21 protein-coding genes are annotated in these 21,250 nt (G+C 42.6%); 16 read left to right on the top strand and 5 right to left on the bottom strand.

Annotated elements, in window-relative coordinates; translation table 11 throughout:
• Positions 1-13: 13 nt before the first annotated feature.
• The 4 genes from B2O97_RS00545 to B2O97_RS00530 form a co-directional block, all read right to left on the bottom strand.
• Complete coding sequence (locus tag B2O97_RS00545; RefSeq protein ID WP_286766676.1) at positions 14-322, bottom strand: hypothetical protein; 309 nt, start codon at positions 320-322, stop codon at positions 14-16.
• A 163-nt stretch (positions 323-485) separates the two neighbouring features.
• Positions 486-1,157, bottom strand: a complete 672-nt coding sequence (locus tag B2O97_RS00540; protein WP_286766675.1) for a DoxX family protein — start codon at positions 1,155-1,157, stop codon at positions 486-488.
• A 96-nt stretch (positions 1,158-1,253) separates the two neighbouring features.
• A complete protein-coding gene (locus tag B2O97_RS00535) occupies positions 1,254-2,126 on the bottom strand; it encodes a hypothetical protein (RefSeq protein WP_286766674.1) in 873 nt (290 codons plus the stop codon).
• Between the two features lie 21 nt (positions 2,127-2,147).
• The gene (locus B2O97_RS00530) at positions 2,148-3,140 is read right to left on the bottom strand and encodes a helix-turn-helix domain-containing protein (protein ID WP_286766673.1); all 993 of its coding nucleotides are present in this window, start codon (positions 3,138-3,140) and stop codon (positions 2,148-2,150) included.
• A 316-nt stretch (positions 3,141-3,456) separates the two neighbouring features.
• On the opposite strand from B2O97_RS00530, the gene B2O97_RS00525 reads away from it, so the two are divergent.
• From B2O97_RS00525 to B2O97_RS00450, 16 genes are all read left to right on the top strand, one after another.
• On the top strand, positions 3,457-3,597 hold the full coding sequence (locus B2O97_RS00525; protein WP_286766672.1) for a hypothetical protein: 141 nt from the start codon (positions 3,457-3,459) through the stop codon (positions 3,595-3,597).
• A 78-nt stretch (positions 3,598-3,675) separates the two neighbouring features.
• Positions 3,676-4,557 (top strand): hypothetical protein, encoded by an 882-nt coding sequence (locus B2O97_RS00520; protein ID WP_286766671.1) that lies wholly within the window; start codon positions 3,676-3,678, stop codon positions 4,555-4,557.
• A gap of 47 nt (positions 4,558-4,604) precedes the next feature.
• On the top strand, positions 4,605-5,633 hold the full coding sequence (locus B2O97_RS00515) for a hypothetical protein (RefSeq protein WP_286766670.1): 1,029 nt from the start codon (positions 4,605-4,607) through the stop codon (positions 5,631-5,633).
• A 1-nt stretch (position 5,634) separates the two neighbouring features.
• The gene (locus tag B2O97_RS00510) at positions 5,635-6,378 is read left to right on the top strand and encodes a LytR/AlgR family response regulator transcription factor (RefSeq protein ID WP_286766669.1); all 744 of its coding nucleotides are present in this window, start codon (positions 5,635-5,637) and stop codon (positions 6,376-6,378) included.
• Between the two features lie 48 nt (positions 6,379-6,426).
• The gene (locus B2O97_RS00505; protein ID WP_286710041.1) at positions 6,427-6,714 is read left to right on the top strand and encodes a helix-turn-helix transcriptional regulator; all 288 of its coding nucleotides are present in this window, start codon (positions 6,427-6,429) and stop codon (positions 6,712-6,714) included.
• 602 nt (positions 6,715-7,316) lie between these two features.
• Positions 7,317-7,958, top strand: coding sequence for a DUF6266 family protein (locus tag B2O97_RS00500; protein ID WP_259254272.1), 642 nt, complete (start codon positions 7,317-7,319; stop codon positions 7,956-7,958).
• A 91-nt stretch (positions 7,959-8,049) separates the two neighbouring features.
• Positions 8,050-8,436: a hypothetical protein gene (locus B2O97_RS00495; protein WP_286766668.1), complete on the top strand. Its 387-nt coding sequence runs from the start codon at positions 8,050-8,052 to the stop codon at positions 8,434-8,436.
• Positions 8,355-8,969 carry a CHAP domain-containing protein gene (locus tag B2O97_RS00490; protein ID WP_286766667.1) on the top strand — a complete coding sequence of 205 codons (615 nt, stop codon included), beginning with the start codon at positions 8,355-8,357 and terminating at the stop codon, positions 8,967-8,969. The genes B2O97_RS00495 and B2O97_RS00490 overlap by 82 nt, the downstream gene beginning before the upstream one ends.
• Before the next feature lie 8 nt (positions 8,970-8,977).
• A complete protein-coding gene (locus B2O97_RS00485) occupies positions 8,978-9,427 on the top strand; it encodes a hypothetical protein (RefSeq protein ID WP_172462484.1) in 450 nt (149 codons plus the stop codon).
• 261 nt (positions 9,428-9,688) lie between these two features.
• Positions 9,689-10,288: an RNA polymerase sigma factor gene (locus tag B2O97_RS00480; protein WP_112375985.1), complete on the top strand. Its 600-nt coding sequence runs from the start codon at positions 9,689-9,691 to the stop codon at positions 10,286-10,288.
• Between the two features lie 104 nt (positions 10,289-10,392).
• Positions 10,393-11,565, top strand: coding sequence for a FecR family protein (locus B2O97_RS00475; protein ID WP_286766666.1), 1,173 nt, complete (start codon positions 10,393-10,395; stop codon positions 11,563-11,565).
• Between the two features lie 213 nt (positions 11,566-11,778).
• Positions 11,779-15,216 carry a TonB-dependent receptor gene (locus B2O97_RS00470; protein WP_286766665.1) on the top strand — a complete coding sequence of 1,146 codons (3,438 nt, stop codon included), beginning with the start codon at positions 11,779-11,781 and terminating at the stop codon, positions 15,214-15,216.
• Positions 15,217-15,227: 11 nt separating this feature from the next.
• On the top strand, positions 15,228-16,853 hold the full coding sequence (locus B2O97_RS00465; RefSeq protein WP_286766664.1) for a RagB/SusD family nutrient uptake outer membrane protein: 1,626 nt from the start codon (positions 15,228-15,230) through the stop codon (positions 16,851-16,853).
• A 75-nt stretch (positions 16,854-16,928) separates the two neighbouring features.
• A complete protein-coding gene (locus tag B2O97_RS00460; protein WP_286766663.1) occupies positions 16,929-18,071 on the top strand; it encodes a SusE domain-containing protein in 1,143 nt (380 codons plus the stop codon).
• A 13-nt stretch (positions 18,072-18,084) separates the two neighbouring features.
• The gene (locus B2O97_RS00455) at positions 18,085-19,209 is read left to right on the top strand and encodes a glycoside hydrolase family 76 protein (protein ID WP_159333188.1); all 1,125 of its coding nucleotides are present in this window, start codon (positions 18,085-18,087) and stop codon (positions 19,207-19,209) included.
• A 67-nt stretch (positions 19,210-19,276) separates the two neighbouring features.
• Entirely contained in the window at positions 19,277-20,461 is a 1,185-nt protein-coding gene (locus B2O97_RS00450) for a glycoside hydrolase family 76 protein (RefSeq protein WP_286766662.1), read from the top strand.
• Between the two features lie 155 nt (positions 20,462-20,616).
• On the opposite strand, the gene B2O97_RS00445 is transcribed toward B2O97_RS00450, so the two are convergent.
• Positions 20,617-21,072 carry a PA2169 family four-helix-bundle protein gene (locus tag B2O97_RS00445; RefSeq protein ID WP_159333186.1) on the bottom strand — a complete coding sequence of 152 codons (456 nt, stop codon included), beginning with the start codon at positions 21,070-21,072 and terminating at the stop codon, positions 20,617-20,619.
• Positions 21,073-21,250 lie beyond the last annotated feature (178 nt).

The raw sequence follows: 21,250 nt of genomic DNA, 5'->3' as shown, positions 1-21,250 counted from the left end.
CTAACCAAAAGTATTAGGGCTCTACATGATAACGTTGTGCATCAGATGGAGTGGAGTCATTGATCACTGATGGCGCTGTACCAGGTGCAAACCCCTTGGCACAAAGATCAGTAATAGCCTCCTGACATCCATTGGAAGGCTCATCTGTTGGCCCACCAGAAAGCAACTGATAAGTGCCATTAGGTTGTCTTTCATACCAATCCATTGGATCGGCATATTTAGTGGTGTTTGCAGATGTCAACGACCAAGTTGACAACCCGGCTGCAATGGCTAATCCTAGAATAGGCATTACATTTGTCTTGATAAATTTAATGAGGTTCATAACCTTAACTTTAAATGGTAAATTAGTTGTTTTTAACCGCCTGTAGCTGCCAATTTTTTCTGTCCGTAGCCCTCAGCAGAAATACAGGGTAATCCATGTCTTTTGGCAGACGTGCCCTTCACTCCGATAGCCTTGCATCAGAGATCCGCTGTGGCTTTTGGTGCTATTCTTTCGTATGCGTATGCTTACATTTCAACCTATGACGGGTTTCCCTTTTTCGATTTCTCATTAATGGGATCGATTCGGTGATTTTATAACGATCTATATTATTTCGCTTGTCAATATGAGGTTTAGATTTTAATATCCACCATTGGAGTACAAAGGCCCAGCTGCTGATCAGTAGTAGAAAGACGTTGAATACAAAATGTTTTTTCCAGCCAATCTGAATGATCAGGCCGCAATTACAGGGTAGCTTGTCACTCCATACATGTAATATGGCCAAGCCGACATAGACTGTAAACGCCATCATTAATAGTGCTGATAATCCCAGCCCAAATAACCGGGTGCGATGATAACCAATCAATAGTGCGGCAATAAGCTCACTGCCAGGTATAGCATATGCCAAGAACAAGGCAAAAGGTCTTGGGAATGGCTGACGAAGCATGCCTTCCATATTTTGGTCAAAACCTGTAAGCTTGTTGTAAGCGACGAAAATCCAGAGGCCCATCATTAAGGAACCATAAAAAGTCACCGCGATTTCTTTCCAATGAACTAAGCAAAAGCGAATGAACAGCATCAGAAATCGCGACAATAATCGGATTCCCGCTTTCGCTAGCGAAGGGATCTTTCCGATTTGAAAATCTTGATGGCTGATCTGTCTATTTGTATTGTTCATCTGCTTACTAAGTTTACAACGCTAAATTAGCTTCTTATACCGCCCTAGTGTTAGGCCAAATTTGACCGAGCGATATGCCAAGTTTGATATCGATCTTCAGTGGCCTTCATAATCTGAAAGCAGATAGGGGTAGCCTTTGGGGAACTCATCATAGACATAAAGGTAGGCCAATACAAATGGGCATACCCAGCGTCGGTTGAATAGGTCGACAATTGACGATAGGTTAAGTGGATCAATGTAGGTGCTGTCATAACGCTCGAGGATTTCGCTGATATCGGATTTAATCTGTTGGCGCCGGATATCTTTTTCTTCGACGTCTAGATCTCCATACAAAATAGCCCAATACATATCTTGCAATTCTACAATGTAAAGTAATTCACCATGCCAATAATCCAGCTTAAAGCCATGCTTTTGGAGAATTGTAAACAAAAGTTCCAGACAGTGATGTACGTCCATCTCGTCAAGATAGGGTGGCGGAAAGGCCGTGAAAGCGATATTAGCCCATTCTTTGTCGACCTGATTATTGACATAAGCCAACTGCATCATGATGCCTTCACATTGCACTTCGTCAAAATAGTAAGCATCGAAATCATAGTCTCGGTAGAGAGCAGAAGTAAAGGTAATTTCAATCAAAATGTTGGATAGGATATAGAAGAGCTCCAGATGATCATTGCCCAATGGAGGAAAGGTGAGGTAGAGGTATTCATCAAAAGTGAGCGGTGGTTCGGAGCTGATTTCCTGATCCGTGTCGGATCGCCTAAAGTCGATTCCTGTGGACAGGTAATCATCCGTTTGGAGAAATTCATGGTAGAACTCATAGCGACAGACCATAAGCTCCTGATGGAAGGAACTTTCTCGCCATCCTTGCGGAGCCAACAAGGTCATCAGTTGCGGTACGGCCTCATAAGCATCCTGAAGAATCGCTTGGGTGATTTTAGTACCTAGTTTTTTGTTGTTGTTAAATTTCATGTTTAAGTTTATCGGTTATTTTTAGCGTTTGAGATTTTTTTCAATTTCGGCCTTAAACTGCGATGCAGTTTTGCCGGTCAACTTTTTGACAAACCGGTTCAGTTCGCTGGGACCGCTAAATCCGGTTTCATCTGCGGTAGCCCCCAGTTTATCATGCTCCACGATGGTTAATTGTACGAAGGCCAGCAAGCGCATATTGCGCTCGTTCTGCATGCTGATACCGTAAAATTGATGGTATTGGCGGCTTAGACTCGCTGGATCGACACCTAGGACCTGAGCAATTTCATGGATGCGCGTCTTCGCGCCTTCATGAAAGACGATCACTTCGAGCAGGTCTTTCGCTTTCTGTGGGAGAGGCAGGATCGGATCCTCTACCTCGATGAGCTTAAAACGGCTGAGATGAACCAGGAAAATTAAATATCTGAGCAGGATATGCTCGTTGTTGAGCGTATTGGGGTTAAGCTTGCTAAATAGAATGCGTAGATATTTGATGGTCAGTGGGCCTACCCTAAAGTCTGCACTTTTAAGTGTTGCCGCAGAATGTTCCTTCTTGGCTTGTATAAGATGTCTGATAAAAGAGAATTGCTGTAGGACAGGCGGTCTGAACATGCCCGCATCGACAATAAAGCCAATCAAAATGTGGTGGCCGACTGGCAGGTGTAGGTTGTAAATGCCTTTAGCGAGGTAAAAATATGCACCTTTTGCTTCTGATAGTTCGAAGGTAAAAGATTGATCCATACGTTTGCCGTAAATATGCCCTGTGCTTAACTGGGGATAGATGAGATGCAGGTCGTTCATCGTGATCTCCACCTGGAGGTCCATTGCCTCGTTGATCCAATACTCGTAATAATAGAGGTAAGCATACCGCCCATCGAAGATCTGCTCGCTAATCTGGTTGTCGGTAGATTGCCAATGCATTTGCTCTGCATTGCGGATGAGGTAACTAAATGTTTGCTGAGGTTGGTTGACTGCGCTAAAACCCTCATCTAAAGAATATTTGTAAGTTCTTTTCATCTCGGTTATATAAATAGTTAAAAGATGATTTTATGAAGTTTAATTGGAGGGAGCCAAATATAATTGTACATGACTGATTGTTGCCTGTGACTGACTACGATGATTGGCTAACTGTATTTTACCGACTGTAAATAGCATATCGCTGTGGTAAATGGATTGCAACTGTCTATTTCCCGTGTATGTACATTTTTTTTTCAGATGGTTTTGTTTCACCAACATATTTGCGCCATTGGATCCAATATGGACTAGTTAATTTCTGGCGAAGGGAGGGTACAACCCGGCGACAGAAAATGGTGTAACATGTAGATACTATGAAATGGAATCAAAAAATGATCAAGTTTTAAAAAGTATGGAACTGATTGTGGACAATGTTCAGACATTGACCTGGGAGCAGTTGTTGCCGTTTATCGCTGAGGAAGCGTCTACCGGCGACAGATGTCCGATCTTTACCATCTAAAAAATGCAGCCTTATACCCGATAGGGAGCGGAGTTTTATCAAAGCATCGCTCCCTTTACTAACCAATTTAAATCATTCATGTTAAAAAAATACAATACCTGGGATTTCGCGCTATTTTCCGCACACCTCCATTATTATATGCCGTCTATAGCCTGGCATGATCATTACCAATTATATGACCAATGGAAATCTTACCATATTGCCAGGCCTTTCCGTCCAGCAGAAGAATGGAGAGCTTTAGATCCAGACCTGTTAAAAGACGGAGGCCCTAAGATTATTTGCCTGTATCATTTGGGTTTTCATGCGCAATTACCACGGGTGCTGGCCGATCAGGGGATTCAATTCGATATATTGATGGATAAAAAGGTGTACCTGGCCCAAAATGACGAGATGCTGGAGATGCAAACAGAAATGCGGTCAAGGGGATTAAAATTCCGTTACCTGATCAGTGATGATCCGTCGGTACTATTAAAGGCCAGGACGGCTATTCAAGAAGGACGGCATCTACTGATTTTTGCAGATGGAAACAGTGGCGTATCTGAGTCGAAACATAAAAAAGTAGCCGTTAATTTTTTAGCCAATCGGATCTATGTCCGTACCGGAATAGCCCTATTGGCTTACCTACTAAAGGTACCCGTTGTACCACTTTCCCATACGACCGTGGATAGGGAATATCAGGTCCACTATGGAGCACCTATTGTGCGTGATGAAAATGAGCAGCGAAATATTTTCATCAGCCGCTGTATGCAACGGCTCTATGATTTTCTAGCTATTGAAATAGAAGATCGACCCTGGAAATGGGAATGCTGGGGGTATCTGCATGAAATGAATTGCTATGATGTAGGAGTGTATCCAGAGGAGTTAGCTCATAAAGACAAGGAGCAGACCTGCATTAAACTAAAATTAAATGGAAGGAAAGGTTGTTTTAATAGGAAATATTTTTGTTACAAATTCCTGTAAAAAATAAAATATAAGTAAATTCAGGTAGTTATACTGTATTTTTTATCATGAAAAACATTTATGTTTTACCGTCTTTGCATTTCTTTTGCTTCGTAGTTTTGTTTACGATCATAGGCGGACTAAATTACTTTCGTGATGACTATCATATTCCCTTGATTCAAATTAGTATTGTCATTTCGCTGTATTTGGGTTATAGTGTATTGATTTCCTATTTGATCCTGCATGCTTGGAGTAGAAGGTGGATAAAAATTGTAGTAAACGCGATAATCTATCTTTTCCTCACTTTCACGTTTATTCCCTTCATAGATTTTTTGGTACATAAATTTCTTCCGCCGTTTGGTGTTGTTTTTTTTGTGGTTGACTTACCAGAAAATTATGTTGCATTTCGCGCTCGACTCATTTCTGGTTATATGACCGCTAATTTATTTGCGATATTCGCCTGTCTGACTTATGGCGGAATCTATTTATTACGAAATAAACGCCAGCTCGACATAGATCTAAAACAATATCGAGACCGCGCCGTAGCAATAAAGTATACCTCACATTTTCTGACCTCGGTTTTCGCAAATAAATTTGGTGAAATGCTGATTAACGACGTCCCTAAAGACAAAACGGCGAAACGTGATATTATTCAATTTTTGGCATACTTACTAGAAGTGGAACAGCTGAACAAGACGGCTACCATTGTGGACGAAGTAGATCATCTGGAATGCTTTGTACGGCTATTAAAAATGTATTATGGGGAGGGAACTGTATTATATAGCCGTGAGAGCGATGACAATATAAAATATCCGGATATTCCGACAGGTGTGCTCTTCTTTCCGCTGGAGAATTGCCTAAAGCATGCAAATATTTCGGTCGAATATCCTGTATCCTATAAAATTAGCTATACGGCAGCTGACCTCGTTGTGAACTGTCACAACAGTTGGTCGCCAAAAGAAGGTCTCGTTCATTCGGGGACAGGCTTTGCACTGTTGGAGGCCAAGTTAGCCCAAGTAGATTATCCCTCGTCGATGGAAACGAAGCAGGATGAAGGTATTTTTTCTGTGCACTTGAAACTAAACTTTTTGAACTAATATGAACAAACTAAATTACCGCCTATTAATTGTTGACGATATGCCACAGTCTTTGGTGTATGTATTGATGTCGCTTAAAGAACTTCCTTTTATCAACGATGAGATCAAGATTATCGAAAATCCGATAGAGGCCATCACTTATTTAAAAGAAAATGAGGTCGATATTCTGATGCTCGATATGGATCTCAGCGATAGAGAAATTGATGGTATAAAATTGTCGAAACTCATCCCCAACCCACCGGTAATGGTGGCCTGTTCGGCACACACAGATTATGTTTTTAAAGCTAACGAAGCGGGGTTCTGCACCTATTTCAGTAAGAAAATTAGCTTCAATGCGTTAAAATCCAAAATGGAAGACGTAATTGAAATTGTGGATAGGAAATCGGATAGAAAAAATAGGGACGTAAAAAGTCTGAAGATAAAGAGTCTGGAAGGCGAAATGATTGATATCGCAGTGGAGCAAATTTATTATGCTAGTGTGGAGAATAATACAATTGATATTTTTTTGGAAAAAGAAGAATACCAATTTAAGGGTAGTCTGAATGATCTGCAATCGGAGCTTCCATCAGACCGGTTTGCCCGGCCACGGAATAATACATTGGTGAATTTGGCGATGGTTGATCTTGTGCGTCCGGAAGAATTGTATCTGGTAAAACCAAGGAATGGCTTCCGCATTGTTATGACAAGATATTTTAAAGATAATTTTAGGCATCAATATGATGCCTATAAACAGAACAATAGATAAAAGGGTAGGGCTGCCCTCATTTCATGGTATTGACCAATGAAATTATGTATGAAACAATTAGACAAAATTGTTGACTTGTTGACTGAAATCAACGAAAGATTGTCCTTTACGGCCCATCATCTACTTCCCAAGGGGAAGCAAGATAAAGGTTGGAATGTGGACGAATTGATGACCCGCATGGCTGTGGTGTCAAGATTGGGTATCTCCGAACGAACCTACAACCGCTGGGTGAAATCGGGTGTCCTTAAGCCCATTTATCTGGGCAACAAACATTACTACCGCGAAGAGGATCTGCAGGATGCGATCAAGCGGAGTATCGCTAAGGGACTAATTTGAGTTATGGTCTTTAGAAGGCTGATCTTTTATGAAAAGGTTGGCCTTTTTTTTATTCTCTTTTTTCATTGCTGATTTATGGCCAATTCTTTACTTGTTGTGGCGTATTGGTTTGGTATTGCTCGTATACTGGCCTGCCATTTCCTTACTGATTGATTACCTACACTAGGCTACTTCATTGCTTATCCTTTGGTCTTTCTCTGCCTATCCTCTGCTATTTCTTTGCTTATTCTTTACTATTTCTCTGCTTATTCGTTGCCATTTCTCTGCCTGTTCTTTGGTGATTCTTTCCTGTTTATCTGCTTAGACCTTGTCATATTGGCAATGCAGCAGCCTTTAAATGGCCTAAAAATAGCCTTAAACTAACAAAGAATGACTAATCCAGAAGCGGGCGAGACCGAATCGAAACCGCTCGAAAAATACAGTATTTCCCAACATATAGCTCGGTTTTTATGTCGCTAAAAATGGCATTTTCAGACAAATGGCGCAAGATGGCGCCATTTGGCCAACCGTGCTTCTAAAGCACTTTACCTTAGTGTCATGATATCGATATCGTGGCTGCCTGCAGCGCCACCTTATGGTTTAACATTTTAAAAATTAATAACATGGCAAGATTTATAAAAGGAATACACGGGGCCTACCAGGGTAAAGTGGGTAACATCGTAGGTTCGTCGTGGCGGGGTATAGACTATGTACGCTCGCTACCAAAGAAAAGCTCAAAAGCAGCATCAGAAGACCAGCTAGCACAGCGCATGAAATTTGGGATGACAACCAGTTTTCTCAAATCCATTAAAGATATCCTGATGCTGGGTTTTTCGGACAGCAAACAAAGAAACAAAACGGGCTACAATGTAGCTTTCCAACAATTTATCAATAATGCGTTTCAGGGGACTTATCCCAATTTTACGGTCGACTATAGTGTCGTGAAAATCGCAAGCGGTGGTTTGGCCGCTCTGGTAGGGTTGCAGACAGTTGAATCTTTTCCGAAGGTATTGTCTTTGACCTGGGATCCGATCGGAAACCGCTTCAATGCGTTTGATGATGATCAGGTCCTTGTGATTCTGTACGACGTAATAGAAAACCTCTTTTTTGCATTTGAAGGTGCAACACGACTTGATGCCGCAATGGATATTACGCTGCCAGACAGCTATACAGGTAAGACAATAGTCGGCTGGACATTTAACATCCATCGCGACGGAGTGATGACATCAAGCAGCCAGTATTTAGGTGAATTTGTGCTCACCTAGCTGTGTGGATTTATGGAGATTGCTCTTTCGGGAGCAGCTCCTTTTTTTTAAAATGAATTGATTCGATTAGGTAAAATTTAAAATCAAACAAATGAAAATAGTACAACAACAATTGGTTGCAGATATCGAGGATATCTATTGGCCTTTGACAGGGAGATGGGTACTGGGCATCAGTCTGGTCTGTCTTATGGTATTTTTTATTGCTGCAGGCTTTCTGCTGCAAGCGATAGATCCCACGGCAGGGGTCGTGGATATCGGTATTCTTTCGGTATTGTTCTTTGCCGTATTGGCGGCACTATTGATCATCTACTGCTGCTACTGGCTACAGGAGATCCTCTGGCAGCCTTTTAAATTCTTTCGTCAGCAATTTAGTGTTCACTTTAATCAATTGACCTCATGGCAACAATGCATTATTTATTTTTCGGTTTTCTTTCTGTCGCTGTTCTCTTTCCTGGCGGTGCTCGCAATGCTGCTATAGCCGATAAGGAGCAGTCAGGCAGTGATGCTGAGCTTCCAAGTACCAGCCCTGGCCTGGAGCAGGTGGATGCCCCATCAGTGAAACGCTACGCCAGTTCGGGGGTACGCGAACGCATTGTCGATATTGCGGTACACGAAATCGGCGTGCGAGAGGCGACTGGCCACAACGATGGCAAGCGGGTCGAGGAATACCTGGCGTATACTGGACTTGGAAAGGGCCATGCCTGGTGTGCGGCTTTTGCCTCCTGGTGTTACGGCAAAGCTGGACTAGCAGCTCCGCGGAATGCCTGGAGCCCGGCACTTTTTCCATTAGCCCGGCGTTATACGGCCCAGCAGATCAATCAGGGGACTGTGCGGCAGGCAGATCTCTTCGCCATCTATAGCTCCAGTCTTCAGCGTATCAACCATGTGGGGATTGTGCGGAAAAAGGAGGGCAATTGGATCGTGACTGTGGAAGGGAATGCAGATAATCGTGTGTTGTGCAAGCGGCGTCCCTTGGCTACCATTTATGCGTTTTCAAATTGGCTGGACTGAAAGGAGGAATGATGAAAACAAGGCTATACCAGATCGTATCTTACGGGGGACTTTTATCCTTGCTGATCTCCTGCAAGATCTACGAAAATAAAAAATATCAGAAACAACAAGAAACGGATACGCGCCGGCAATATACCGAGCAGCTCCAAAGGTTATATTCCGATCATCAGGATACGCTTTCCCGCCTTTGGTATTTTTGGACGGACAGCGCTTTCCGTTTCTCCCCAGATAGTGGTCTATCTGCCCGGTCGGGAGGTTTAGTATGGCATGAGTCCGCCAAAAGAGTCCGTAAACAGGTATTGGAGCTGACTGAAAAAAGCAAACAGGAAAATCAGAAGCAGATCAACATTGAAAAACGTGGCAGGCAATTGCTAGCTGTCCAGCAGGTTTGGATCATCGGTTTCGCCTTGCTTCTTTTTCTCCTTTGGCGATGGTATAGATCTCGTCTATTGCCTTAGTTTGTTTTTGGAAGGAGGCCTAGAGAAAGGCTTTGCGAGCTATCGTTGGGATATGAAGGGGATACGGATTATTAACCGTAATCTCCTTTTTTATGCGGTAAGAATTCCTGTTATACAAGATTGAAAAAATCGAAATTTCTTCATCTTTTTAAATTTTTATTTAAAAAAGCAAAACCGTTTTAGTTTTGTTATATTTGTTCGTAACCAAATTAAGGGAGTAATCTACAACTTACTAGGACACAGTGCGTGAAAGACCAACTTATGAAATATTCCTGCAATACTGAAGAGAAGTCTGTCTTGATCTCCCTTCGTTCCGGCTGCCAGCGTGCTTTCCGGCAGGTTTACAGTATGTATAGTGGGCGTATTTATCTCAACATCCGTAAGATGGTCAAGTCGGAAGAAGACGCAGTCGAACTATTACAGGAAGTATTTATTAAAGTATGGGATAAGCGGGAGTTGATTGATCCCGAGCAGCCTTTTCGATCTTATTTATTCCAGATCGCCAAATATACTGTCTATAATTTTATCCGACGAAATAATCTCGAAAAGCAAGTCCAGGCCTATGTTAGCCTTCACAACACAGCCTTGTACAGTCACGTCGAAGAAGAACTCTATGAAAAGCAGTATGAAGAATGGCTGTCACAGACCATTGACCAACTGCCGCCGCAACGCAAACTGATCTATAATCTTTGTAAAATTGAGGGCAAAACCTACGCCGAAGTAAGCGACTTATTGAGTATATCGACTTCTACAATTAACGACCATATCGTAAAAGCCACGAAATATATAAAAGAGAAGCATGGAATCCTGGATAAATCCACATTGCTCATTATTTCTTTTATACTTCTCCAACAGCATTAACGCATAAAATTTTCATTGCACAGAAAAAAAGTAAAATAAATTCGCAGGCAGAGCAGATGATCTGTACCGCTGAAGTGTATTAGCTGAAAAGAGGGTAACCAATTGTGGAAAAGAAAACACTTCGATATAAGTTAAGGCGCTATATACAGGGGAAACTTAGCGAGGAAAATTCCCGTGCGTTTTTGTCCTATGTAAAATCAGGCAGGGATAAAATATTACTTCAAGAACTCATCCAGGAGGTTTTGGACGATCCCGCCGATCAACATCTGTTGGACGATCCAACTTTATTGGCCGTACTGGATAATACCTGGGACCAATTGCATCTCCAGATCAATAAACCAAAAACAAAATCGCTATGGACTTGGAAACGTATTGGCGCAAGCGCAGCTGCTGTTATCGGACTATTATTTATTGGTCGCTGGTTTCTTACCATTGAAAATAAAAACGTATCTCCGCAAGCTGCACAACATGTGATATCACCCGGAAAACAATCGGCGACCTTAACGCTGGCCAACGGCAAGCAGATTCATCTACATGAAACACAAAACGGTCGGATTGCGGAAGAATCGGGTATAAGAATCTCTAAAACAACAGATGGCCAATTGATTTACGAAGTCAGCGATAATTCGCAGGGCGAAATCGAGCAAAATACCTTATCGACAACCAAAGGAGAAACCTATCGGATTAAGCTACCTGACGGTACACAAGTATGGCTCAATGCGGCTTCTTCGCTCAGCTATCCGGTTCGTTTTGCAAATCAAAAAAACAGAACTGTCACACTGACCGGTGAAGCTTATTTTGAAGTAGCGAAGGATTCCAAACACCCCTTTATTGTGCAGGCAGCAGATCAGCAGGTCGAAGTGCTCGGTACTCATTTCAATGTAAATAGTTATGCCGACGAATCGGCGGTACAGACCACCCTACTGGAAGGTCGTGTACAGGTCAGTTCCCACAGTCAAAAATTGTTATTAGCACCGGGTGAGCAGTCGAGCCTTACAGCTCATGGGGTGCTAAAATCCCGTCCAATAGATACTGCGCCGGTTATTGCCTGGACAAACAACGAATTTATGTTCGATGGAGATGATATCGAAAGTGTCATGCGCAAGGTGGCACGCTGGTATAATGTGGAGGTCATCTATCAAGGTAAAAAAACGACCGAGAAATTTGGTGGCGGAATATCGCGTTTTGATGATGTTCAAAAAGTCTTAAGCCTGCTCGAAAAAACGGGTGCCGTTCATTTCAGAATCGACGGAAAAAAAATACATGTACTGCCGTAATAATCCGCTAAATAATTAATGACACAATAACCTAAATAAACGAACCGATGAACAAAAAACGACAAAACGAATAGCCACGAAGGGGGGTATAAAAAAGCAACCAAGATCCTGAAGGGACTCGGTTGCCGTTTGGGACAATTAAAATTTAACTATCCAATCTGCAGTATGTTTCTGTTTTGGACGACTCGAATACACTGCAAATAAACCTTACAAATGTATCAAAATTATATCAGAAAAAAGGAGATAGCATATCTGCTATTCCGTAAACTATGGCTTATTATGCGATTGACAACCATAATTATCTTGGTTACTTTTATGCAGGTTAGCGCTACCACCTTTGCACAAAAGGTAACATTAGAATACTCCAACATGAGCCTTAAGAAAATATTTAGGGAACTCAAATCTCAAACGGGGTACAATTTTCTGTACACGGAACGGCAGATGGTAAACGCGAAGCCTGTTGACATAAAAGTTAGGGACCGTCAATTGTCGGATGTATTAGACCAGATCTTTAAAGATCAGCCCTTGTCCTACCAGTTGGATAATAAGACTGTGGTCATTTATGATAAGCCAAAAGCTTCCATAACGTCCGTACCGATGGAGTTTACGATTACCCCAAATCAAGTCCCCGTAAAAGGACGTGTGACCAATGAACGTGGCGAACCGCTCGCAAATGTCTCTGTGCGGGTCAAAGGAAATGAATCTATAGGTACTACCACCAATAGTGATGGTCTATTTACCCTCACAAATCTTTCACCCAAAGCAACCTTGGTATTCTCCTCTGTTGGTTATGATGCATTGAGCGGAGAACTGTCTTCCCTGCGGACCGATGGATCGGGGCAGCTCAATGTGATCATGAAAAATAGCAACAGTCAGCTCGAAGAAGTTATAGTAATCGGCTATGGTACCACGACACGTCAGCGTGTTGTTGGGGCCGTTGACCAGATCAGTGCGAAGACTTTCGAAAACCGACCTGTAGGCAATGTAACGCAAGCCCTTCAAGGAGCCTCACCCAGTTTGACCATCCAACAGAAAAGCATGGACCCCAACGATAATTCGATGAATATCAATATTCGTGGAATATCTACCATAAACAGTAATGCGCCGCTGGTGGTGATCGATGGAATTATTACAGAAGGCGGAACGCTCAATAAGATTAATCCGGATGATATCGAGACGGTGTCGGTATTGAAAGACGCTGGATCTACGGCGATATATGGTTCGAGGTCTGCCAATGGCGTTATTTTGGTAACCACCAAAAGAGGACGCCAGAATCAGCGGCCTGCAGTGACTGTCGGTACACAGTGGGGCGTGCAAGAACCCAAAATTTTATTTTCACCGGTTGCAGGATATGAAAACGCGACCCTTCGTAATCTTGCGCTGACCAACTCAGGAATGGATCCACAGTTTTCACCAGAGGCTATTGCAGACTTATATGCCCATCAGGATATCGAGCGGTGGAACTTGCCGGAAATCATGAAAAACTCTTTCCAGCAAAAATATAATATCAGTGTGGCCGGGGGTGGAGATAAAAGTTCCTATTTATTTTCCGGCGGCTTTTACAATCAGCCCAGCAACTTTGTCGGACAGGACTTTGGCATTAAGCGGTACAATTTGCGGAGCAACCTCAGTACAGAGATCGGACGTTTTAAATTGACCTCAATCTTAGCCTATACCCGCAACAACAACATGAGCAACACGGCCGGAAGTGCCATTATCAATGCTTCCAGACTTCCGCCTTATTACTACTATCGCATGCAGGCTGATAATGGAAAATATCTTGTCAACAATGCACTTACAGATCAAAATCCTCTGGCCGAACTGAATGAAGGCGGCTATATTAAAAATGATAACGACTATTTTAATATCAACCTGAATCTCGAAGCAAAACTGTTCGAAGGTTTAAAACTGCGTGGTATCTTCGGAGCGGACATCTATGCCGATCACCGTTCTATCCGTAGAATCCAGGTGCCATTATATTCCAGTCCAGATGCCACGCAACCTCAGGTCTACGTCAATTCAGACCGCAATACCGAAGATTTTAACGAAAAAGCCTCGTTGTTAAACTTTCAACTCCTTCTGGATTATGACCGAAATTTTGGCAGCCATCATGTATCAGGTCTGTTTGGAGCATCCAACGAATCCTATACACGCCGACAAAACGAACTGAAAATGAAATTTACTGATCCTGTCCTCGGCACACCTACGACAGGGACAGTTATCGATCCCGTGAGTGCCCGTGTGACACCAAATGGGACACTGCAAAATAGTATCAATTCGATCTTCGGTCGTGCCGGATACGACTTTGCAAGTAGGTATTTTGCCGAATTTAGCTTTCGCTACGATGGATCTTCTAAGTTCTCGAAAGCTAATCGCTGGGGCTTCTTTCCTTCGGGATCCCTCGGATGGCGGGCATCCGACGAAGTATTTATGAATTGGTATAAACAACATGTCGGTAGCCTAAAAATCAGATCTACCTATGGTGTTCTTGGCAATCAGGCCGTAGACGACTATGCGTATTATTTTACCTATGAATCCTATCAGAACAGTTATGGATTTAACAACAAACCTGTTTCTGCTGCGGGATTTAATTATGCCAGCCTGGATCTACGCTGGGAGAAAACCTATAACTTCAATGTTGGGTTGGACGCCACCTTCTTTCATGATAAATTAACGGCCAGTTTCGATTATTTTAAAAAGCGTACAGTTGATATCTTGATGTCGCCTCAAATACCTTCCACATTCGGAACCTCCCTAAAGAATCAGAATTTAGGTGAAATGAACAATGAGGGCTGGGAAATCAACCTTAGCTACCGTGCTACAACAGGCGATTTCCACCATACGATCAATGCGAATATGGGCGATAGTCACAATAAGATTATTGCGATGCCCGGCGATGACCGTATTTCGACAGTCGATAACATTACTAAATTAACGCGTGTTGGGCTACCCTATAATTCCTATTATGGGTACAAGATGGCCGGGTTCTTTCAAAATATAACGGATATTGAAACTTCGGCCTTGCCGAGCGGTATTACGGCAGCAGATCTGCGCCCCGGAGATGTAAAGTATGTCGACCGCAATAACGATGGAATTATCGATGCACGGGACCGCTTTGTGTTGGGCAATGGTTTCCCCCGGTTTACATTTGGTCTTACCTATAACCTGAATTATAAAGATTTTGATTTTAGTATGTTCTGGCAAGGGGTAGGCAAGCGCGATATGATGATCCGGGGAGAGTTGATCGAACCATTTCATCAGAATTATTCCTATACCATTTATCAGCATCAACTCGATTACTGGACGCCGACCAATATTGATGGACGCTGGCCCCGACTGACTGCAAATGGATCAACAGCATCGACCAACAACTTTGGGAAAGATTCTGATCTCTATCTTTTCAATGGGAAATATGCTCGATTGAAAAATATACAGGTAGGTTATTCGTTACCCAAAGAAGTCGTGTCGAAATTGGGATTGCAGCGTGTTCGCTTTTTCATCAATGCCCAAAACCTGCTGACTTTGAGCAAAAACTCCTGGATAGATCCCGAATCCTCCGAATTTGATTCTAACATGGGTGGTTCGGCAAATAGTGCCCGCAATTATCCGACGTTGAAATACTATGGCGGTGGATTAAATATTCAATTCTAACCTTTTATGTAATGAAACTATATAAGATACTTATTGGAGGCTTGAGTTTAATGGCAATTCTCCAATTAACATCCTGTAATAAGTTGGATACGCTGCCAACAGATCGCTTTACCGATGAAAATTTTTGGGACTATCCAGACAACGCCGAAAAAATGGTCAATATGGCCTATAATCAGCTGTATTCAGCAGATCGTATGTGGAATGATGAAGCCCTGAGTGATAATATTTTTGAGGGGCGCTCAAACACAGACCAGCGCGCAATTCGTAATGGAACCGCCGATCCAACACTGGGCCGCTTTGGGGCAGAGTGGTCCGATCTTTACGGTGGTATTAAGACCTGCCATGTCTATCTAGAGAATGTAGAGCGTGTACCCGGAATGGATGCGGCACTCAAAAAACGCCGTACCGCCGAGGTACGCTTTATCCGTGCATTTCTCTATTTTAGACTTGTTAATTTCTATGGCGCTGTGCCTTTCTTCACGAAAGATATCTCATTGGAAGAGTCTAAGACTCTTCCTCGGACAGAAAAAGCGACTATTATGGCATTTATCCATCAGGAGTTGGATCAATGCATGGCCGATCTACCGAACAAAGATGCTTTACCGGCAGACGACCGCGGCCGGATTACCAAGGGCGCCGCTTCAGCCTTTCAAGCCCGGGCCTACCTGTATGAAAGCAACTGGAATAAAGTAGTGGAGTACTGTGAAAATCTGATGAAAAAACAAACGGAATTTGGAACTTATTCATTATTCCGCAGTTATCCGGAGCTGTTTACTGCAGCCAATGAATACAATTCAGAAGTTATTCTGGATTATGCCTATGTACCTCTTTTAAAAACCTGGAATAAGTTATATGATGCAGCACCGATCTCTGCACAGGCACGTTTAAACGGATATGCACCATTGCAAAGTCTGGTTGATAATTATTTGACACTGGGCGGAAATACCATTGCAACGGATCCGCAATATAACGATAGTAATCCCTATGTGAACCGCGATCCACGCATGGCCGCAACCATCGTTTTCCATGGCGGACAATGGACAGATTTTGACGGTACAACACGCAAGATTTTTATTAAACCCGGCTCGGGTACAAGCGATAAGGAACGGCTCGACGAATATCAGGGTGCAAGTGCCAACGCTTCTGCCACAGGGTATTACGTAAAGAAATACTACGATGTAACAGCAACGGTAAAATACGATGCAGGATTGAACATCATCATGTTTCGGTACGCCGATATCTTATTGATGTATGCAGAAGCAAAAGAAGCACTGGGACAACTCAATGCAGCAGTGTGGGATATGACGATCAGACCTATTCGTCAGCGGGCTGGTTTTGAAGCATCAAAAGCGTTAGACTTTCCGACTACCGGGGATCTGAAAACAATTGTCCGAAATGAGCGGCGAAGCGAGCTCGCACTTGAGGGATTGCGTTACTATGATATCATGCGCTGGAAGGCCGGTAAAACTTATTTGGACGGCCAGGTATTGGGTGCTAAATATGGTAGTAACAATAGCAATATCAAACTGGATATCCGTCGATTTGATGAAAGTAGAGACTATCTTTGGTCGATACCACGAACCCAGATCGATCTAAATAAAAATTTATTGCCTAACAATCAGGGCTACTCAAACTAAACTTAATTAAAAAAATTAGCGCAAACGTCGCATTAAAAAAATGTACGTTTCGAACCATAAATTTAGGATAAAGACATGAAATGGTATTTTAAAGTTATAGCAATGGTCGCATTGGCTGCGAGCATCGTTTCCTGTAAAAAAGACGATATGAAATACGCTGACGCAGAGGTGTCTGCTGTTGAGAACCTATATGCCCCTGCAGATGGAAAAGCTGTCAAATTATTAAGTTCCAGCTCCGCCGCGCTGTATTTTGAATGGGAGTCGGCCTTGGTTGCCGACGGTGGGGCAGCTCAATATGAAGTTGTCTTTGACAAGCTCGACGGCGATTTTAGCAAGCCTCTTTATACAGTTACGTCGGATAATAATGGAAACTCAAACGGCGCCAATATCAGTCACAAAATATTGAATCAGGTCGCGACGAAAGCGGGGATCAACCCTGGTGAGAGCGGCGATGTAATCTGGTCAGTCTACGCTATCCGTGGAATGAAACGGGTGTTGAGCAAAGCTAAGAAGGTATTGAACATCAAAACACTGGAAGGCTTTGCGGAAATCCCCGATGAATTATTTATCACTGGAGAGGCAACTGAGGGTGGGACGGATGTTGCCTCATCTTTACCTTTTAAATTGGTAGGGAACGGTGAATATGAGATCTTTACAAAATTGGAAGCCGGTAAAAAATATATTTTTACGGATCGCAAGTCTGCTGAGGGACGTGTTTTCTATTCGGAAGATCAAACCAAAATAAAAGAAGGTGAAACCGGAAGTAACAGCATTGCTAAGACCGCAGTATATCGTATTCGAATAGATTTCAATGTTGCAGCAGTTACCTACACAGAGATCAAAAACATGGGCGTTTATTTCTCGCCATCCGGAGCTGTAGTGTTGGATCTACCTTATCAAGGGAAGGGAATTTGGGCTGCAACGGGTATCATCAATTTTAAACAGGAAAGTTGGGGCCGCGACCAACGTTATAAGTTCCAAATGGAAACCGTTAAGGCCGGAAAGGCTGAAACATTACAGCTGGGAACTCAAAACGGGACGGACAGTCCGCCCAATAGTTCATCAGCTCCTTCTTATTATTTCGTTCGCATATTGTCCAATCTTTCGCAATGGGATGATAAATGGAAATTTGTAGATGCAGTAGACGGCCATCCAACAAAAATAGCGATGATTTTACAAGGCGACAAAGACTATACGCATACTGTCGTACCAAATTAAAGGAGGAGACCCGATGAATAAAATGATTATACTGTCATCCCTATTGTTTCTACTCTTTGGATGCACCAAGATTGAGGACAGCTACCCGTATGAAGACACCGTCGAGGAAAGCTGGACAGCTATTGCAACACAGGTTTCCGATAAGATGATTGCCGGGTTCTGGAATGAGTCCGGGTATTTTAACAATGCGATCAATCAATCCGATCTGGGATTTCAATATTGGCCCAATGCACATGCCATGGATGTTGTTATCGATGCCTATCTACGAACGAAGGACAGCAGATATAGTGCCTATTTCAGCAAATGGTTTGAAGGTGTGAAGATCAAAAATGGCAATACCTATTATAACGTATTCTATGATGATATGGAATGGAATGCACTGACCATATTGCGCTTATATGAAATTACCAAGGAGCAAAAATACCTCGACACCGTATTACTTTTATGGAAAGATATTATTGGTGCGTGGGATGAGCAATATGCAGGCGGCGGATTGGCTTGGAAGAAAGATATGCGCTATAGTAAAAATGCCTGCTCGAATGGGCCAGCTAGCATTCTGGCAGCTAGATTATATCGTTTGACAAAAGATGAAAACTACCTGACCTGGGCCAAGAAGATCTACGAATGGCAAAAGGCAACCTTGTATAATCCGTCAACAGGCGCTGTTTATGATAATATTAATGGTCAGACAGGTAATGTGGATATGACGACGCTTACTTATAATCAGGGGACGTTCCTTGGTACCGCAGTGGAGCTTTTTAAGATTACTAAAGATCAGCTTTATCTGGTTGATGCGCAAAAAATTAGTTATTACACAATCACACGTTGTATCGATGGCGGGAATAATATTTTGCGCGACGAGGGAAGCGGCGACGGCGCATTGTTTAAAGGGATATTTATACGATATTTTGTAGACTATTTAAATCAGGAAGGAATTGATGCAGCCTACCGCAGTAAGTTTGAGAAATTTCTGGTCAATAATGGTAAAATTGCCTGGACCAAGGGAACAAGTCTACCGACGCTGTTCTTTGGTCCGTCCTGGGCGCAACCCCCTATTGGCAATAGTGAAATTACTGCCTATGCAAGTGCTGCGATGCTTTTTGAAGGATTAGCAAGCTATGAAAATAAATTAAAATAATGGAATGAATACAAAGAAGTCTTCCTGACCCAAAAGGTTCCGGGGGCTTCTTAAAGTACATATGCTGATGAAACTAATCATTAAGATCACGACGACCGTGCTGCTGTCGGGTTTATGCTATTTAACAGGCTATGGTCAACTCAATAAGGGACAGTCTGCCGAACGTGCCCAAAGAACGTTAGCTATTATTTACGCTAAGTATGGAAATACCAAAAACCAGCTGTTGACTGAGAAATATCCTTTCGACGCGAGCTTTAAAGCGGACTATCTTGATAATTCCGAACAGGCGGCCGGGCAAAAGAAATATGCCTACCTATGGCCATTCTCGGGGAGCTTTTCCGCTGTAAATACATTGATGGAGCTCCCAAAGAACAAAGCCCTTTATCAAAAGATCCTTGACCAGCGCGTGCTACTAGGATTAATGGAATATAGGGATCATTCCAGGGAGCCCGTTGGTTATGCTTCCTATATCAATTCTGCTCCGGCATCAGACCGGTTTTATGATGATAACGTCTGGTTGGGTATTGACTTTACCGATAGTTATCTGCAGACAAAAAAGGTCGATTATCTCAAGCATGCGAAAGAGATCTGGGCTTTTGTAAAAAGCGGTGCGGACGACAAGCTCGGTGGTGGAATCTATTGGTGTGAACAGAAAAAGGAATCTAAAAATACCTGTTCCAATGCTCCTGCGGCAGTGTTTGCACTAAAGCTATTTGAAGCTACTCAGGAGAAAGACTATCTGAATGAAGCGCGACATTTATATGAGTGGACAAAGGCAGGACTGCAAGATCCTGCGGACAAGCTGTATTGGGATAATATTCAGCTCAATGGAAATATTGGTAAAGCCAAGTATTCCTATAATGCTGGACAGATGTTGCAAGCAGCAGCGTTGCTTTACAAATTTACCAAGGAAAAAAAATATCTGGTCGATGCCCAAGAGCTGGCAAAAGCTTGTCTAGCGTATTTTTTTCAGTCCATGGACCAAGATACTTTTCCAGTGTTAAAGAATAGTAATGTATGGTTTTATGCTGTAATGATGAGAGGATATATCAGTTTATTTGAACAGGATGGAAATAGAAAGTATCTGGACATTTTTGCGAAAAACCTAGACCGCGCATGGTATAAAATGAGGGATCACGACGGGCTGTTTGATGTCGAATGGACTTTGGAGAAAAAGCAAAAATCCAAGTGGCTGTTAGATCAATGCGCTTTTGTGGAGATGTACGGACGTTTGGCGCGAATAGGAAATTAAATTTCGAAAAATTTTTAAAACATTCTTGCGCTGACAGTGGTTTTTTTGGATAACTTAGGCAAGTTAGATTATTGTATTTATATAGGCTAGGGATTGGTTCCCTAGCCTATTTTTTTTCTTACTATTTTTGCATTGACTCATTGATGCAGAAAAATCTAGATCCCGCACAGAATTTTAATGTTTTCATGGGCTTCCCGCTGCTGGCTCAGCTGAATCTGGATCAAGTTTTTGGCCCCGATAGACAGCTTGTTTTCCTCCGCCAGCGCTTTTTCGTAAACCTCTCGGAACGCTGCCTCGCCGCGCTCACAATGCTCCAATAAATCTTGCATATTACCGCCCGATAATTTTGATTTGATCACCATCCACAGCCGAAAAAGCTCACCGCTTAATTTGGTCCGGTCAGTCGCGTATTGGCCAGCAAGCTCAACCAGTGGACTGAGTTCGGCAATAAACTTTTCAGACTGCCCGATCATCTTTCTGAACACAGCTTCCCGGGCACCTTCGCCCTGCTCGTTGGCCAGATCAATAGCCAGCTCGTATCCTTCGATGCGGTCATTGTTGATTTTAATAAGGTCATTTAATATATTCGGGTCGTTCTGATTACTTTTCATCTTTTCGTTATACTATTTTTTAATCTTGTATGCTGTTTAAATTTTATATGCTGTTTGTAGAGGAACAAGGAAGATTAATCATTAGTTTGCTTTATTTCTTTTATGATAATTTGTGCCGGCTTACTGCCTGATTTTGAGCGGACTTATTTCGTGTTTCCTCGCATAGGCTATGCTACTA

The sequence above is a fragment of the Sphingobacterium sp. UBA865 genome (assembly GCF_002295765.1).
GTDB classification, from domain to species: domain Bacteria; phylum Bacteroidota; class Bacteroidia; order Sphingobacteriales; family Sphingobacteriaceae; genus Sphingobacterium; species Sphingobacterium multivorum.
The sequence above is the reverse complement of the archived record's forward strand: the minus strand, read 5'-3'. Positions and strand labels throughout refer to the sequence as shown.

Excerpts from the sequence above, each read along its gene's own strand:
- B2O97_RS00545 (WP_286766676.1), bottom strand. The coding sequence starts at position 322 with ATGAACCTCATTAAATTTATCAAGACAAATGTAATGCCTATTCTAGGA.
- B2O97_RS00540 (WP_286766675.1), bottom strand. The coding sequence starts at position 1,157 with ATGAACAATACAAATAGACAGATCAGCCATCAAGATTTTCAAATCGGA.
- B2O97_RS00535 (WP_286766674.1), bottom strand. The coding sequence starts at position 2,126 with ATGAAATTTAACAACAACAAAAAACTAGGTACTAAAATCACCCAAGCG.
- B2O97_RS00530 (WP_286766673.1), bottom strand. The coding sequence starts at position 3,140 with ATGAAAAGAACTTACAAATATTCTTTAGATGAGGGTTTTAGCGCAGTC.
- B2O97_RS00525 (WP_286766672.1), top strand. The coding sequence starts at position 3,457 with ATGGAATCAAAAAATGATCAAGTTTTAAAAAGTATGGAACTGATTGTG.
- B2O97_RS00520 (WP_286766671.1), top strand. The coding sequence starts at position 3,676 with ATGTTAAAAAAATACAATACCTGGGATTTCGCGCTATTTTCCGCACAC.
- B2O97_RS00515 (WP_286766670.1), top strand. The coding sequence starts at position 4,605 with ATGAAAAACATTTATGTTTTACCGTCTTTGCATTTCTTTTGCTTCGTA.
- B2O97_RS00510 (WP_286766669.1), top strand. The coding sequence starts at position 5,635 with ATGAACAAACTAAATTACCGCCTATTAATTGTTGACGATATGCCACAG.
- B2O97_RS00505 (WP_286710041.1), top strand. The coding sequence starts at position 6,427 with ATGAAACAATTAGACAAAATTGTTGACTTGTTGACTGAAATCAACGAA.
- B2O97_RS00500 (WP_259254272.1), top strand. The coding sequence starts at position 7,317 with ATGGCAAGATTTATAAAAGGAATACACGGGGCCTACCAGGGTAAAGTG.
- B2O97_RS00495 (WP_286766668.1), top strand. The coding sequence starts at position 8,050 with ATGAAAATAGTACAACAACAATTGGTTGCAGATATCGAGGATATCTAT.
- B2O97_RS00490 (WP_286766667.1), top strand. The coding sequence starts at position 8,355 with ATGGCAACAATGCATTATTTATTTTTCGGTTTTCTTTCTGTCGCTGTT.
- B2O97_RS00485 (WP_172462484.1), top strand. The coding sequence starts at position 8,978 with ATGATGAAAACAAGGCTATACCAGATCGTATCTTACGGGGGACTTTTA.
- B2O97_RS00480 (WP_112375985.1), top strand. The coding sequence starts at position 9,689 with ATGAAATATTCCTGCAATACTGAAGAGAAGTCTGTCTTGATCTCCCTT.
- B2O97_RS00470 (WP_286766665.1), top strand. The coding sequence starts at position 11,779 with ATGTATCAAAATTATATCAGAAAAAAGGAGATAGCATATCTGCTATTC.
- B2O97_RS00465 (WP_286766664.1), top strand. The coding sequence starts at position 15,228 with ATGAAACTATATAAGATACTTATTGGAGGCTTGAGTTTAATGGCAATT.
- B2O97_RS00460 (WP_286766663.1), top strand. The coding sequence starts at position 16,929 with ATGAAATGGTATTTTAAAGTTATAGCAATGGTCGCATTGGCTGCGAGC.
- B2O97_RS00455 (WP_159333188.1), top strand. The coding sequence starts at position 18,085 with ATGAATAAAATGATTATACTGTCATCCCTATTGTTTCTACTCTTTGGA.
- B2O97_RS00450 (WP_286766662.1), top strand. The coding sequence starts at position 19,277 with ATGAAACTAATCATTAAGATCACGACGACCGTGCTGCTGTCGGGTTTA.
- B2O97_RS00445 (WP_159333186.1), bottom strand. The coding sequence starts at position 21,072 with ATGAAAAGTAATCAGAACGACCCGAATATATTAAATGACCTTATTAAA.